13 protein-coding genes are annotated in these 15339 nt (G+C 42.1%); 4 read left to right on the top strand and 9 right to left on the bottom strand.

Going from position 1 to position 15339, the window contains the following annotated elements:
* The first annotated feature begins 24 nt into the window (after positions 1-24).
* Together dat and ACFO3D_RS12860 are read left to right on the top strand one after the other, a co-directional pair.
* Entirely contained in the window at positions 25-888 is an 864-nt protein-coding gene (gene dat / locus ACFO3D_RS12865; RefSeq protein WP_390296577.1) for a D-amino-acid transaminase, read from the top strand.
* A 656-nt stretch (positions 889-1544) separates the two neighbouring features.
* Complete coding sequence (locus ACFO3D_RS12860) at positions 1545-3545, top strand: S9 family peptidase (RefSeq protein WP_390296575.1); 2001 nt, start codon at positions 1545-1547, stop codon at positions 3543-3545.
* A 50-nt stretch (positions 3546-3595) separates the two neighbouring features.
* Here ACFO3D_RS12860 and ACFO3D_RS12855 read toward each other — a convergent pair whose 3' ends face one another.
* Positions 3596-4555 carry an alpha/beta hydrolase gene (locus ACFO3D_RS12855; protein ID WP_390296573.1) on the bottom strand — a complete coding sequence of 320 codons (960 nt, stop codon included), beginning with the start codon at positions 4553-4555 and terminating at the stop codon, positions 3596-3598.
* Between the two features lie 128 nt (positions 4556-4683).
* On the bottom strand, positions 4684-5175 hold the full coding sequence (locus tag ACFO3D_RS12850) for a DinB family protein (protein ID WP_390296571.1): 492 nt from the start codon (positions 5173-5175) through the stop codon (positions 4684-4686).
* A gap of 112 nt (positions 5176-5287) precedes the next feature.
* Between ACFO3D_RS12850 and ACFO3D_RS12845 the strand changes: the two genes are divergently transcribed.
* On the top strand, positions 5288-6388 hold the full coding sequence (locus ACFO3D_RS12845) for an SDR family oxidoreductase (RefSeq protein ID WP_390296569.1): 1101 nt from the start codon (positions 5288-5290) through the stop codon (positions 6386-6388).
* A 552-nt stretch (positions 6389-6940) separates the two neighbouring features.
* Here ACFO3D_RS12845 and ACFO3D_RS12840 read toward each other — a convergent pair.
* Together ACFO3D_RS12840 and ACFO3D_RS12835 are read right to left on the bottom strand one after the other, a co-directional pair.
* Complete coding sequence (locus ACFO3D_RS12840; protein ID WP_390297339.1) at positions 6941-7273, bottom strand: DNA-deoxyinosine glycosylase; 333 nt, start codon at positions 7271-7273, stop codon at positions 6941-6943.
* Positions 7240-7437 carry a uracil-DNA glycosylase family protein gene (locus ACFO3D_RS12835; protein WP_390296567.1) on the bottom strand — a complete coding sequence of 66 codons (198 nt, stop codon included), beginning with the start codon at positions 7435-7437 and terminating at the stop codon, positions 7240-7242. The genes ACFO3D_RS12840 and ACFO3D_RS12835 overlap by 34 nt, the downstream gene beginning before the upstream one ends.
* A 115-nt stretch (positions 7438-7552) precedes the next feature.
* Between ACFO3D_RS12835 and ACFO3D_RS12830 the strand changes: the two genes are divergently transcribed.
* A complete protein-coding gene (locus ACFO3D_RS12830) occupies positions 7553-8488 on the top strand; it encodes an NADP-dependent oxidoreductase (protein ID WP_390296565.1) in 936 nt (311 codons plus the stop codon).
* Between the two features lie 221 nt (positions 8489-8709).
* Here ACFO3D_RS12830 and ACFO3D_RS12825 read toward each other — a convergent pair whose 3' ends face one another.
* The 5 genes from ACFO3D_RS12825 to ACFO3D_RS12805 form a co-directional block, all read right to left on the bottom strand.
* Positions 8710-9210 (bottom strand): GNAT family N-acetyltransferase, encoded by a 501-nt coding sequence (locus tag ACFO3D_RS12825; RefSeq protein WP_390296563.1) that lies wholly within the window; start codon positions 9208-9210, stop codon positions 8710-8712.
* A 251-nt stretch (positions 9211-9461) separates the two neighbouring features.
* A complete protein-coding gene (locus ACFO3D_RS12820; RefSeq protein ID WP_390296561.1) occupies positions 9462-10907 on the bottom strand; it encodes a DHA2 family efflux MFS transporter permease subunit in 1446 nt (481 codons plus the stop codon).
* 109 nt (positions 10908-11016) lie between these two features.
* On the bottom strand, positions 11017-12162 hold the full coding sequence (locus ACFO3D_RS12815) for an AI-2E family transporter (RefSeq protein ID WP_390296559.1): 1146 nt from the start codon (positions 12160-12162) through the stop codon (positions 11017-11019).
* A gap of 158 nt (positions 12163-12320) precedes the next feature.
* On the bottom strand, positions 12321-12692 hold the full coding sequence (locus ACFO3D_RS12810) for a VOC family protein (RefSeq protein ID WP_390296557.1): 372 nt from the start codon (positions 12690-12692) through the stop codon (positions 12321-12323).
* Positions 12693-12837: 145 nt separating this feature from the next.
* Positions 12838-15279, bottom strand: coding sequence for a S8 family serine peptidase (locus ACFO3D_RS12805; protein ID WP_390296555.1), 2442 nt, complete (start codon positions 15277-15279; stop codon positions 12838-12840).
* Positions 15280-15339: the final 60 nt, after the last annotated feature.

Genomic DNA, 15339 nt, shown 5'->3' with positions numbered 1-15339 from the left:
TCATCATACTGAGGAGGCGAAAATATGGATGTATACCCGATTATATTGGCACAGACCAAGTTTATCCAAAGAGAGGATTTAACATACCCTTTTGAAGAACGTGGATTGCAGTTTGGTGATGGTGTTTATGAAGTTATCCGCATCTATGATGGTAAGTATTATCTATTGGAGGAACACATAAATAGACTATTCCGTTCAGCAGAAGCTATTAAACTTGAACTCCCATTCTCAAAAGAAGAGATTACTGATCTATTACTTGAAATGCTTAACAAAAATTCCATGACACGTGATGGAAAGCTTTATATGCAGGCTTCCCGTGGATCTGCTCCCCGTGATCATGTATTCCCTGGGGATGTGCCGGCTAACGTTTACGCGTATATGCAAGATTTACCCCGCAAAACTGACCTTCTTAAGACAGGGGTTAGTACGATTACCCAAGAGGATACCCGTTGGAAGAAATGCTATATAAAGAGTCTTAACCTTCTCCCAAACGTTCTTGCAAAGCAGGAAGCTAAAGAAAACGGGTGCTATGAGGCAATCCTCCATGAAGATGGACTCGTGACCGAATGCAGCTCATCGAACATCTATCTGGTTAAGGACGGAAATATTTATACTCATCCTGCCACCCACCGGATTCTGCATGGATGTGTTCGTATGCGTGTTGAGAAATTCGCGGAGGATCTGAAGATTCCATTTGTGGAGGAAGCATTTAAATTGGAATCCATTAGCGATGCCGATGAGATGTTTCTTTCCAGCAGTACGTCGGAAGTACTTCCTGTCACGAAAGTGGATAATACGGTGATTGCTGACGGCAATGTTGGCAAAATCACCCGTCAGCTGCAGGAAGCCTACGAACAGGACGCCAATATAGCCAAACATGTTGTCTGAGGCTGGGACGAAAGTGTATAAGTAACATAAATCCGAACTATAAAATGATATGCTCCCTTTTAAGTAGACAGTTTAAAAAACAAAAAACTTCTACTTTAAGGGGGCATTTTTATGTTAGCATGCCTTCAAATAAGCTATAAAATGCGACATAACGGCGAAGCTTCGCTCCGGAAATACACTACGCTTTCCACGGGCTCGCGTTGAGCCTCCTCGCTCGCAAAGAACGCTCGCTGTGGGGTCTCAACGTCTTCGCTTTCCCGTAGGAGTCTACGTGTATTTCCTTCGCTGATATAGCTGATGATTGAAGCGTAGGGCAGTCGACTCCTGCGGGAAAAGCAACAGCTGAAAATCCCGCAGGAAGTGGTTTTCTTCCGAGGAAGTTGAAGCGTTGCCCGCGGAAAGCGACTGCGCGAAGCGGAAATAAACATAGCTAGCTATGTCGCAATTTATATCAACTTTGAAATAAAATCCAATTATAGAAGGGTAACATTAAAAGCTTCCCATCCTAATTAGTTCGTCTCTGGAAAGCAAAGTTTTAGTTATGTCCCAGCCTCATTTTTTTGTTTAAATATATGAAAATATTCTGCCAATCTAATTGATTCGCGTTACGAAATAGTTTACTATAAAGAAAATCTAAACTAATTAGGAGGTACTTTATGAGTGAGAAAAAACGGCCCCTGAAAGCTGACGATCTAACGAAAATTGATGTTTATAGTGATCCCCGGTTTACACCGGACGGCTCGGGCTTCGCATTTGTTTCGATGACAGTTAATGATAAAAAAGAATATGAATCACATTTATTATTTCAGCGGCTAAATGAAAAATATCCTTCCTGCTGGACATTCAATGAGGCAAAGAACAGTAATCCACGGTTCTCCCCTGATGGAAAGAAAGTTGTATTTCAATCTGACCGAAGCGGTGTGCCTCAATTGTGGCTCTTACATACTGATGGTGGAGAAGCATGGCAAATTACTACATTCAAACATGGCGCGGTAAACCCTGTGTGGTCAAGCGACGGTAAAAGCATTATATTCAGCGCTTCTCTTGAAAAAGGTGATGATGTTACTAATCAGGAAGAACAATCCAAGGAAGAGCAGAGGAAAGAAAAGGAAGATAAGAGCAAGAAACCAATCGTTATAACTCGTTTAAAACACAAATCCGATGCAAAGGGTTTCCATGATGAAAAATATAGCCAGATCGTTCTTTATGATATTGAAAAAAGCACATTCAAACAATTGACTGACGGAGAAGCACACCATAACTTCGAGGATATTTCCCCTGACGGAAACCAAATCCTTTATACAGCCAATCTGAATGAGGATGCGGACTATGAGCTGACTAATGACCTTTATCTCTTGGACGTGCCCACGGGAGATACGACCAAACTTACTGATAGCACTGGAGGGTATGGCAGTGCATCATTTTCACCAAACGGAAATAGGATTGCCTGCTTTGGCCACGAATATGATTATCTAGGAGCCACTTTAAATGAGTTGTATGTCCTTGATATTAACAGTGGTGAACGAACACTATTTAGTAAGGGATGGAACTTTCAGCTGGGCGATGCGATGATTGGTGATACACGCCTTGGACAATCGGAATTAGGACCCGTCTGGGATGAAAACGGAAAGCATTTATATTTTATAGGCACTGATCATGGAAGCACAGGACTTTATCGGGTCAGCCTGGATAATGCTGAACTGGAGACCCTTTATGAAGAAAATAATCATGTTTTCGGGTTCTCTTACCATAAAGGCGAGTTCATCCTTGGCATTAGTACACCAACGGATCCGTGCAATTTCTATCATTTAAATAGTCAGGGCAAGCTAAAACGGCTGACCAATGCAAACGAAGAATTTCTCGGAAATGTTACTATAAGTGAACCTGAAGAACTGACATTCAAAGCAGAAGATGGATGGGATATTCAGGGATGGCTTATACGCCCATATGGTTTTGAAGAGGGCAAAAAGTATCCGTTTGTTTTGGAAATACATGGTGGTCCACACGCGATGTACGGCCAGACATTTTTCCATGAAATGCAGCTGTTGGCGGCAAAAGGGTATGTTGTTCTATACACCAACCCACGCGGCAGTCATGGTTACGGGCAGGAGTTCGTAAATGCCTGTCGTGAGGATTATGGCGGCAAGGACTATACAGATTTGATGAGTGCAGTAGATAATGCCTTGGAAACCTATAATTTTATTGATCAAGATCGTCTTGGAGTTACCGGTGGAAGCTATGGAGGATTTATGGCCAACTGGATTGTCGGGCATACCAATCGTTTTAAAGCGGCTGTTACACAACGTTGTATCAGCAACTGGCTCAGTTTCTATGGTGTGAGTGATATCGGTTATTTCTTTACAAAATGGGAACTTGGGAAGAACCTACTTGAAGACCCTGCAAAACTATGGGACTTTTCTCCACTGAAATACGCTGTGAATGTGGAAACGCCGCTATTGATTGTTCACGGAGAGAAGGATTACCGCTGTCCAATTGAACAAGGCGAGCAAATGTTTACAGCGCTTAAACACCTGCGAAAAGAAGTTGAATTTGTCCGCTTCCCAGATGCTAACCATGAATTGAGCCGAAGCGGCAAACCAGAAATGCGAATAGAACGATTGAACCACATTACACGCTGGTTTGAAAAATATTTATAAAGACAAAGACTAAGAAGGCTGACATCCAATTTTGGACATCAGCCTTCTTTCTAATCTTCCATATAATTTCCAAGAAACGTTTTCAGTCTTTCCACATATTTTTCTTTTTCCGTTACGAATGCTTCCCCATGGCCAGCCCCATCGACAATCATGAGTTCAGCTTCACTTTGTGTATTCTTATAAAGAACCTTAGCCATTTTCGTTGGGACAAACGTATCGGCATTACCATGAATATACAAGATTGGCACTTCTGCCTTCTTCACCTGCTCAAGAGCTGAAGCCTCAGTAAATGAATAGCCAGCTTGTAACTTTGAAACTATGCTTGTGCTTGGGAGAACTGGAAAGGACGGAATATTGTACATCCGATCCATCTGATAGGAAAACATACCCTCTACACTTGTATATGGACTGTCCGCGACAATTGCTTTTACATTTGACGGCAACTCTTCACCGGCCGACATCAGAACAGTCGCGGCTCCCATTGAAACACCGTGCAGAACGATTTCCGTATCTTTACCATATTTCTCAACGATTCGATTTATCCAATCGATATAGTCAAGACGGTCATGCCACCCAAAGCCAATGTAGTCACCGCCACTTGCAGCATGCCCCCGTGCGTCAGCCATAAAAATATTGTAGCCGAACTGCTCATAATAATACTGACCGTATAGGCCCATATCCTGCGCATCACCAAGATAACCGTGTGCCAGCACCACTACTTTATTGGTAGGTTCCTTAGCCTCCAGGAAATAGCCTTTCAGCTTAATGCCATCATAGGAGGTCATCGTCCATTCATCAAAGTCCTGATTGGCGACCCATGTGCGCCAGTCACCATCAAGGAAAACCTCCATTGCTTCGGCAGAAACCTCCAGATCTTGATTTCCCTGTAGAAATTCTTTTTTATTCCGGTCGATTGCAAGATTATAAAAATAAAAGCTTGCTATAATATCTATAAGTAACAGGACAGCGAATATCCCGAGTGTAATCTTAAGCCATTTTTTCTTTTTCACGCCTCTTCCCCTTTCAAATATTGTCTCTTTGTATCTATTATACTAAAAATTCGACATAATTTCGCCCTTAAAAATATGGAAGTTTACGATAGAAAAAGGACAGCCTATAGCTGCCCATAATATTAATTCTATGCAATTCCAAGCTGTATTTTCACTTCCCTAATCTGTTGCACGTGCCGAAGCTCATGATATCCAACGAACGGAATCCACTGTTTGAGACTCATATCATTGAAGAAAGGGTGTGGAAACCCGCGCTCAGATAATAACTTCTCATCCGATGTATCCGCGAGAGTCTGCAGATTACGATGCGATGTCGCCAATTTTTCTTTCATCTCCTCGACTGTCGCAAAATCTTCAGTAGGTCTTGCAAACTCTGGTGCCTCGACTTTCCGCTGCCGATTGATCGTCTGATCGATTGGATGATCTTCTGCGTTTATCATCTCACCGTTGTCGAGCTGTCCCTGTATGTTGTTCGCAATCCCCTCTTCCATAAGATACAAGTGCTCCAATATTTGCTTTATGGACCATTTGTTTTCTGCTGACTTCTTGTTTAAATTTTCATCAGATATTCCGTCTATTTCCTCCATAAGTTGTTTGCGAGCCTTTTCATTAACTTCCACTCTACCACTCCTAACAAATGCAAATTTTTTATAATAAGTGAATCTCTACTTTACCATCGCATAATATACTATAATAATAGAAAGTTAAAAAATTAGAAAAGGGGCGAACAATTTGAAACATACTCATTTTCTTACAGGTTATCCCGGTTTTCTTGCATCAAGTCTGACCGAACAACTTATCCAAGACCACCATGATTCTATCCAACATATTTACCTTTTAGTATTACCTACCCTCAAAGATAAAGCAGCTAAACAAATTCACCATTTTGCTAAAAATAACAACATCAACCCTGACATGTTTACTGTTGTTGGTGGAGATATCACGGAACCTAACCTTGCAATAGACAGTGACACGCAACGCATTCTGCAGGAGACAGTTACACACGTGTTTCATCTTGCTGCGGTATACGACCTGGCAGTGCCCCAGGATATAGCTTTTAAAGTGAATGTAGATGGTACAGAGAATATCAATAACTGGGTGAAAACCTTAGGGAATCTAGAACGTTATATCTATTTCAGCACCGCGTATGTAGCCGGAAAACGCGAAGGGAAAATTTATGAGGAGGAACTTGCCGAAGGTCAATTATTTAAAAACCATTATGAGGAAACAAAATATCATGCTGAAGTCCTTGTTGATGGCCTGAAAAGCTCAGTCCCAACAACCATTATTCGGCCAGGTATAGTTAAAGGTCATTCGCAGACCGGGCAGACAATCAAGTTTGATGGCATCTACTTTATGCTGAACCTGCTTGACCGATTACAGTTCATGCCAGTTATTCCATACATAGGGGAAGGCATCCCTGAAGGAAACTTCGTGCCCTCTGATTATGTTCTTAAAGCTACAAGCTATCTGGCATTTGCGCCAGTCGGTGCTGGTAAAACATACCATTTAACTGATCCGAACCCTTATAACATGAGGGAGCTTCAGCAAATCCTTGCAGAGGCCTATTTAGGAAAAACGCCAAAAGGCACGGTTCCTCTTAAATGGATTAAAAAATCCTTTTCCTATGCCCCGGTACGCAAATGGCTTGGTGTCGAAGAAGAAGCAAGTGATTATTTTGTTATTAATGCTTCGTTTGACAGTTCTCAGGCCCAGGCAGATTTAGCCGCTTCAGGAATTAGTTGCCCTGACTTTAAGGGTACAGTAGAACCATTGATTAATTTTTACCGCAGCTATAGGCATGACAGTACCCGGCATATAGAAATCAGGTAATCCGTGCATTCCTAAGAACTTTGTACCATTTCCTGAAAATTACAACACTTACAATTTCTTTTATAGTATAATAATAAGGACAGGTTTATACAGGGTGGGCTTCAGTTAACACAGTATGAGTTTGCTTCTAACGCCCGAGGCGGCTTCAAATCCCCTAATGAAAGGGGTTGAAGCGAGTGATATCAATTGACAGCACGCTGGAGTTGATGTTAATGTTCGGAACACTCGTATTGTTAATTGTTAACAACAATGAAAAAAAGTAATCACCCTGTCGCAATTGACCTGGAATGATTACTCTTTTTCGAACCCTTAGACGAAGTCGCTGATCCCTGTATAACTGTCCGAGTCGCAAGGTGCCGCTTGCGGCTCGTTTTATTGCTCTTGCTTAGGTGTGTTAAAAACCAACCAATTTCATTGTATTTATATTATTGCAGAGATATTCATTATTTCTCAGTTTTCAACTGGTCCAATAGTAACTATTCAAGATGGATAAACCTCTTTGAAATGGTACTTTTTTCTTAATTAAATAGTATCACGTTACGGCTTTACCGTCTATACCAAATAATCAAGAATCCTGCTCCATGCTTCAACTTTCCCCTCAAAGCTTTTCGTATACCGTCCCGGAATTGGGCTGGTCGAAGGCATTTTTATTACATCTATTCCCTGAATGTTAAAGTTTTTTCTAAATATTTTATATGACTTTGTACCATTGCAGGCAATCAGCCGGATTGTGGGGTGCCTGCTTATAACTCCTTCGATATCGTTCGGCTCCTCGTCCATAATATTTCCGTCAAGACTTCCCTCCCGGTAACAGCTTTTTATTGAATCCCAAAGAGCAATACGGTGTTTTTTTACAAACTCCAATTTTTCCTGATAGTCATGGATCGGTTCCTGATCAAACAGCGTATAAAGGATATCCCAGAAATGGTTACGGGATTTCCATAATATTCACCTTTCTCAAGTGACATTCCACCTGGCATGGACCCCAAAATCAGTACATTGGGTTCTTCTGATAATACCGGGTCGAAGGATGTCAGTTTTTCAACCATTTTCTATCTCCTCTTTCATAAATATATTACCTATTTTTTCGTGTTTAAACATATGATTTAATTTTTATCCATTCGGGAAAACTATCTCCAAGCATCTAACAAAGCGAGGGATACCATGAAAGCAATCATTATTAATGAGTATGGTTCGGCTGAAAATCTGGTAGAGAAAGATATTCCAAAACCTATCATAGCGGATGACCAAGTATTGGTTGAATTGCATGCTACCTCTATAAATCCAATTGATTGGAAACTTCGCGAAGGCTACTTAAAGGAAAAGCTTCCATTTGACTTTCCTATTATTCTGGGATGGGATGCCGCAGGAGTTATAGCGGAGAAAGGACATAGTGTTACAGAATTCTCCGTTGGTGACCGTGTTTTTGCCCGGCCTGCCACCACGGAAAAAGGAACATACGCTGAATACACTCCTGTTGACAAAAATTTACTTGCCAAAATACCGGATAACATTTCATTCGAAGAGGCGGCCGCAGTCCCTCTGGCAGGACTTACCGCATGGCAGTGTCTCGTTGACTTTGCAGACATTCAATCGGGGGATAAAGTCTTGATACACGCAGGCTCCGGCGGGGTAGGCAGTTATGCCATTCAGCTTGCCAAAAGTTTTGGTGCCCATGTAGCATCAACGGCAAGCGGGAAAAATGAGGACTTTTTAAATGAACTTGGAGTTGATGCGTTCATCAACTATCAGCTACAGGATTTTGAGGAAGAATTGGAGAATTATGACATTGTTCTAGACACCATGGGCGGGGAAATTCAGAAAAAAAGTTATAATGTCCTGAAGAATGGTGGAAAACTAGTATCCATTGCCCAACCACCTGATGAAGAATATGCCGCAACCAAAGGTGTGAAAGCAGGATTTGAATGGCTCGATCCTGACGGTAAAAAACTGGCCAAAATCGGCGACTTAATGGAGAAAGGAACGGTTAAATCCCATATAGGGCATACATTTCCGTTTTCAGAAGAAGGACTTCGCGAGGCACATAAACTTAGTGAAACCCATCATGCGCGGGGAAAAATTGTGATTCAAATAAAATAAGTACTGAGTCTGGGCATTTAAACAAGCATACCGTTAAAACCCAGCATATGATGGATTGAATTCGCATTAAGATGGAGTTGTGGTATGAACGGGAACAGTTACTCTGCTGACAGCCCTCATCTTTATTTTGCATATCTATAAACTGTCTTGTTACGAAGAGATGTGGTGTATGGCTTTGACCGGGGCTGCGGGAGAGTGTCATTATTGGCACTCTCCTTTTTTTACTTCAAATACATTACCATATGCTCCTCATCAAAGTAGTTGTCGCCAAGTTTAACTGCTCGCTTTCGGGTACCATATGGCACATACCCAAGTGCATAATAGAGGCTTTTCGCTGTATCATTTCTTGTTACAACTGAAATACCCACCTGTTCCACACCTTCCAATGTTTTTGCAAAGTCGACTGCGTGGATCATCAGCTGTTTGCCAATACCTCTGCTTCGTTTATACGGTGTCACATACAGCGCAAAAACGGTTGTCCGGTGGTCCATCTTCTTTTTTGTTTCCCGGGTTAATGTAACCACGCCGATCAAATTATCACCTTCAAATGCACCAAATGTAAATGCGTTATCTGCCTGAAATCTAACTTTGAATATGTCGACCGAGTTGGATAATTCCTCCTCATAACTTATTACGAATGCTTCTGGACTGTTAAGCAATGCTTCAAGCCTCAAAGTTCGGTATACTTCTGCATCTTCCGGCTCAAGTAATCGAATTTCCATCTGGACCAACCCCTTTGTAACGGTTTATTTCTTACCATTATATGATTGGGTGGACAACTTTCATGATGTAAAATTGTGAAGGAATAATAAATGGTTGTTCCTAACAGGTGTACTTGTTTTGCAGTTTGAACATGCGGCTTCCGTTTCTGTGACAAGCGTTCTGCTTTCCCACTGATTATCTCTGCATTTGCCTATCCGTTCGGTTAACCCGGAAATGATAAAAAAACTGCCAGTCCCGAAGGAATGACAGTTTACTGGTTATCTCTTTCGGCTAATTCAGCGGCAGCTCGATCTTCAGCTGGAGTCGATCGCTTAATGAAAAATGCAAGCACCAGTGCACACAGTGAAAGGCCAGTGGCCACAAGGAATGCCATATTTACTCCTGGTATCATTTGCGACGGATCAGCATCCGGGCTGCTGTCAATTGCGGCAGCGGTCATGACTGTAACCAGGATAGCTGTACCAATTGATGCTGCAATCTGCCGCATCGTGTTGTTCATAGCAGTACCATGTGCAATTAGCCGGACCGGCAACTGATTCAATCCCGCGGTAGTTGCAGGCATCATTACCATGGAAATCCCTAGCATTCGTACAGCAAAAACGACAGTCAGATAGGTAAGCGACGTTTCTGTCGACAAATTTGTAAATAAAAACGTGGTGATGGTCATAATCGATAGACCGATGATAACCAACCATCGTGCCCCCACTCTATCAAAAATCCTTCCTGTTATCGGTGACATAATCCCCATTAACATGGCCCCGGGCATAATCATCATGCCAGACTCCAGCGCAGAAAAACCAGCCATATTCTGCATGTAAATTGGCAGAATAGTTTCAGCCCCGATAAGCCCCATAAAGGCAATCATTCCAATGGCAGTTGTAATGGTAAATGTTTTATATCTAAACACACGGAATTCAAGAATTGGTTGAACCAGCTTGAACTGGCGCAATATAAAAGCTGTAAGTGCGATTGTTCCTATACACAGCGACCCTATTACAACCGAACTGGACCATCCGTAATTACCGGCGCTGCTGAAACCATACAACAGACCACCGAACCCGAATGTAGACAAGAGAATGGAAAGAATATCAACTTTCGGATTAGTTTGTTCGGTCACATTCTTCATGATAAAATAAGCAAAAATAATATCAATTACTGCAAGCGGAAGTATGATAAAAAACATCGCCCGCCATGGTAAATGTTCTACAACCCAACCGGCGAGTGTGGGGCCGATTGCGGGAGCAAATGATATAACAAGCCCAACTATCCCCATCGCCGAACCACGTTTCTCGATGGGGAAAATCAGCAGAAAGATAGTCATCATAAGGGGTAACATAATTCCTGCACCAGATGCCTGAATAACTCTCCCCACCATCAAAATTAAAAAGCTCGGTGCGATCCCGCAGATTAAAGTACCAATGGCAAAAACCGACATGGCCGTTAGTAACAGCTTCCTTGCTGTAAATGTTTCAATTAAAAATGCTGATACAGGAATCATAATCCCATTTACCAGCATAAAAATCGTTGTCAACCACTGGGCCGTACTTTCCGTTAAGTGAAAATCGACCATAATCGGTGGAATTGCGGTTGCCAGCAGCGTTTGGTTTAAGATAGCCAAAAAAGCACCTGAGAGTAAAACCGCCACAATTGGAATTCTGTTAATTTTCCGGGCATTCTCCTGCTGATTATTTTCCATGATCAATTTCTCCTTATTCTCTAACCCATTAGTATAGTAGGCTGGAAAACAGCAAGTTAGTATCAGGTTTCATCTGACCGTGGCCAATTTCCTGAAAGATGCGGGAACTTTACTTTTCATATCCACCGTACTTTTCACCATAAAACCGATTATATCGCATTTTAAATTTATTAAACACATAAACCGTGATTACTTTTAAAATTGCATATCCCGGTATTGCTAGTATGATTCCGACAATACCAAACAGATTCCCCGCTACAAGCAGGACAAGAATAATTGTCAATGGGTGTACTTGCATGGTTTTCCCCATAATATTCGGCGAGATAAAGTTACCCTCAAGAAACTGGACGATTGCCCAGACAATAGCCAGCTTAACCAGCATAAATGGTGACTGTACCAACGCGATGATAATTGCTGGGGTTATGGCAATTATTGGCCCCAAATAAGGAACTACGCTTAATACACCTGCAATAATAGCTAGAGTTATAGCATAATCCAATCCAATAATCAGATAGCCGATATAAAGCAATGCGCCGATACATAGCGCCACAATAATTTGTCCCTGAATATAGGAACCGACCTGAGTGTCCATATTTTTTAAAATCTGGTTGGCATCATCCCGGTATTTCGGAGGCAGAAGTTTAACACTGTAATTCTTAAACCTTTTCCCATCCTTAAGCAGAAAGAAAAGAATGAACGGAAAGGTAATTATCACAATGATCGTACTGGTAAGCATACCGATAAAGTTACTTAAACTTTTCATTGCTCCGCCAAAATATTCACTTACCCTGCTCCACATATCACTGAGATTTGTGGTTGCCCACTGATAACCCTGATCATAATACGGTGCCAAAAACGAGTTCTGAATCCATGACTTTACCTTGTCCCGCATTTGACTTATGTAATCAGGGAAGTTTTGAACCAGATCTTTCACCTGTGACTCAATCGTCGGTGCCGTAAGCAAAATAATGCCTGTAAGCAATCCGCCAATCCCAATCGTTATGATAATAATTCCCCAGAGCCGCTTTACATGCAATTTCTCCAAAAGACTCACAATCGGATTAAGCAGATAAAATGCAATAAAAGCAAGGATGAGCGGTGGAAAAATAGTTGAGATAACTACAATGAGCGGATCAAAAATAAATGAAATTTTGCTGTATATCCAAATCGTTATTCCAATCAAAATCAAAAACATTAATCCGTAAAACAAATCCCGCCCACCAATAAATTTCATAAATCGTGTTGATAGCTTCATTTAATGGCCTCCTCGATATTCAAAGTATAGAGGAAGAAATAAGGATTTTCCAAGAAAGAGCGTTGTAAACCGCGTGTAGAACTTTCCTTCAATAAAAATGGAGCATCAGTGTAACTGAGCTCCTAATAATTATTCCATTTATACTACTAATTCAAACTTTATTCTTCCCATTCGAGAAACTCCAACCTGTTTCCAAATGGATCTGTTAAGTAAAAGCGATTCGCTCCAGGCAAACGCTCATCATTTTTATACAAAATTTCTTTTTCGTCAAGATATGCCATCAGTTCCTCAATATGATGTATTCTGAATGCGGGATGAGCTTTTTTGGCAGGAATAAACGGATCCTCGATCCCAATGTGGATATGTACGAAACCGGCCTGAAACCAGACACCACCATTCTTTTTAAGAAGCGGTGGTTTATCAATCTCCTGAAACCCAAGCAGGTCTTTATAAAACATCCGCGCCTTATCCTCCCCACCCACAGGGGCAGCTAATTGAACATGGTCAATCACATCATATGTAAACGACATATAAAGCCTCCTCCTTTGTACTCGTTATCTTTACCATACACTATCTATTTTGAGAATAATAATACCGGTTGGTTATCGTTTTTGAGAAGTTCTGCTTATCATTTATCTAAAAAACCCTCTGGACAATTTGCCCAGAGGATTTAACTTAGTTAAAAAAAGCATTATAATAACGGGTCATTGCTACCGCAAAGTCGCCTCTCGTTACGGTTTTATTTGGAGAAAAAGTTGCGGTAACTGTAGGTTCCAGGTCATATGGACCCTGGGTTGCATCAAATTTAGCATTCAGGATATTTAAATCCAGTGCCAATTGTACATACCCTCGGAGTTTTTCTGGTATATCGGAGGAATCCTCAATCGGAACTCTTTCACCGTTATACTCGACGGTTACATCGCCTGAAAAATCCTGCGCTTCTTCCTGGAGACCGAGACTCTGGACCAAAGAGTATGAAAGCTCTGCTCTGGTAACATTGCTGGTTGTCTCAAATTCTCCATCATTTGTCAGCATGACACCATCCTGTATTTGCTGTCCATCTTTGAGAGCAGCACCCTGCTGCAGAACTGCCTCAACATACGGGGAAAGCTCTGATTCATCACTTGCTTGACGTATAGCAGCTCCCATTACAAGGTATTGTGCCAGCTCTCCCTTTTTCAGCGGATTATCCGGCTTGAATTTGCCATTTTCATAACCGTCGAAAAGCCGTTCTTTTACCCCCATTTTAATAGCATCCGCTGCTGGATGACGAGCTATATCATCCATCCCGGTAAACCCGGTGACCTTTGAAAATGCCAATGTACCTTGCACTGTCTCGGGTAAAGCTGTGCCAAGCGGATTTTCTTCAGCACCCCGAAGACCCCGAAGTTCGGCCTTCCATGTTCCAGGCAAAGGGCTGTTTACCGATACCGTCCGGTCAAAATAGAGCGAGAATAAAACATTTATTCCCGAACTGTATTCAGTTCCGTCCGGGGCAATCAGTATAAGGTTAATAGGGTTACCTGTCGCTTCCATTAATCCACCTGCATTTACTTGGGCGACCAGACTGTTTACTCCCTCTTCCACTTCAAAGGTATACTGGTTATCGGATATTGCAGTTACCGGATTATAATCAACAGTAAAATCTTCCACTGTAGTTGAAGTTTCTACGTTACTGTTAAATGACTGGTTCATGTTCAATGTGGTTCCGTACTCCGTAGTTGTATTAAATGCCATATCTACTGCGGCATAGGCATTGACATATCCAGCGCCAACCTCCCATGTTTCATATCCTGGCATGTTTGTTGCCGTCTGTTGGAGAATATTTTTCACCTGCGAGGGTGACAGTTGAGGATTAGCCTCAAGCATTAGGGCGACGATACCAGCAACATGCGGAGTTGCCATGGAAGTGCCGCTCATTGTTGTATAGTACGGCAGGTATGCTGTTTCAATCAGTTCAGCATCCTTATCAGGAGCCAGCGATGATGTAGGAGCGAGTGTACGGGTGGAAATGATATCGACACCTGGTGCTGTAACTGAAGGCTCATCTGTCCATGTCCACGTTTTACCATTCATTTCAAACGTTCCACCTGCTCCCTTTGTACCACGGGATGAAAAATCTGCCAGGGTACCAGCTTTCGTTCCAGCAGCAACAGAAATGACCCACGGTGCTTTCGCATACGGATTATGTGTATTCTCGGCAGGTCCTGAGTTTCCAGCAGCGAATAGCACTGTTATACCACGGTCATACGCCTTTTTACTGGCAATATTTACTGGATCGTCGGGACTAAACCCACCTGAGCTTCCCCAGGAGTTAGTGATTACACGGATATCGTACTCGGCTTGGTGAGTGATTGCATAGTCAAACCCACCAACCGCATCCAGGATAAATAAAGCAGCACCTGATCCATATCCAATTAGATCGGCCCCCGGCGCGACACCTTCATATTTACCACTGGACATCTCTCCTGTTCCTCCAACTGTTCCAGCAACATGTGTACCATGCCCAGAGTTAGTATCCGTGTTTGCAACATTTTCAGCATACGTAATTGGCAGTAATCCCGGTGCAAGACTACTTAGATTGGCACTTGCCATCACATTCTGCACAAGGTGGTCCCCGAATTCAATATCCTGATGTGTTCCATCTACTCCACTGTCATTGACGACGACTCCAATTCCCTCGCCACTCAACGGAAATCCTTCGTTCATTTTTTGCATCTGTTCATCTGTACGGACCTTATCGACACCTGTCAGGGATGTGGAATCCGCATTAAAGTATTCCAGCTTTCGATTAAGAAATACAGAGCGGACTGTATCTTCCTGTTTGAGTGTTTCTATCTGATCAGAAGTGGCGATTGCAGCTACCATTGGTAATGACTTAAGGGTTAGACCTTGATTAATCCCGATAGCTTTGAGGAGGTTTAAATTCTCTGCGGTGGGTTTCTCATCGCCATGGAAGGTTATTATAACTTGATGCTCCGTTACTCCCGAGTCTATTGCTTCTAGCAATTTCGGTCCAATAGTGACCCGCTCAGTAGCATCCGTTTTCGTGCCGCCACTAAACAGCAATGAAAGCAATAATCCGGTGATCGATAAAAATGTTATTAATTTCTTCACACACTTCTCCTCCTTATTAAATAGAATCTTCATCTAATTATATATTCAGAGAAGGTATGA

Source organism: Virgibacillus kekensis (assembly GCF_042654125.1).
Lineage (GTDB): Bacteria > Bacillota > Bacilli > Bacillales > Amphibacillaceae > Lentibacillus > Lentibacillus kekensis.
Note: the sequence above shows the minus strand (reverse complement) of the source record. Positions and strands in the feature narration are given on the sequence as shown.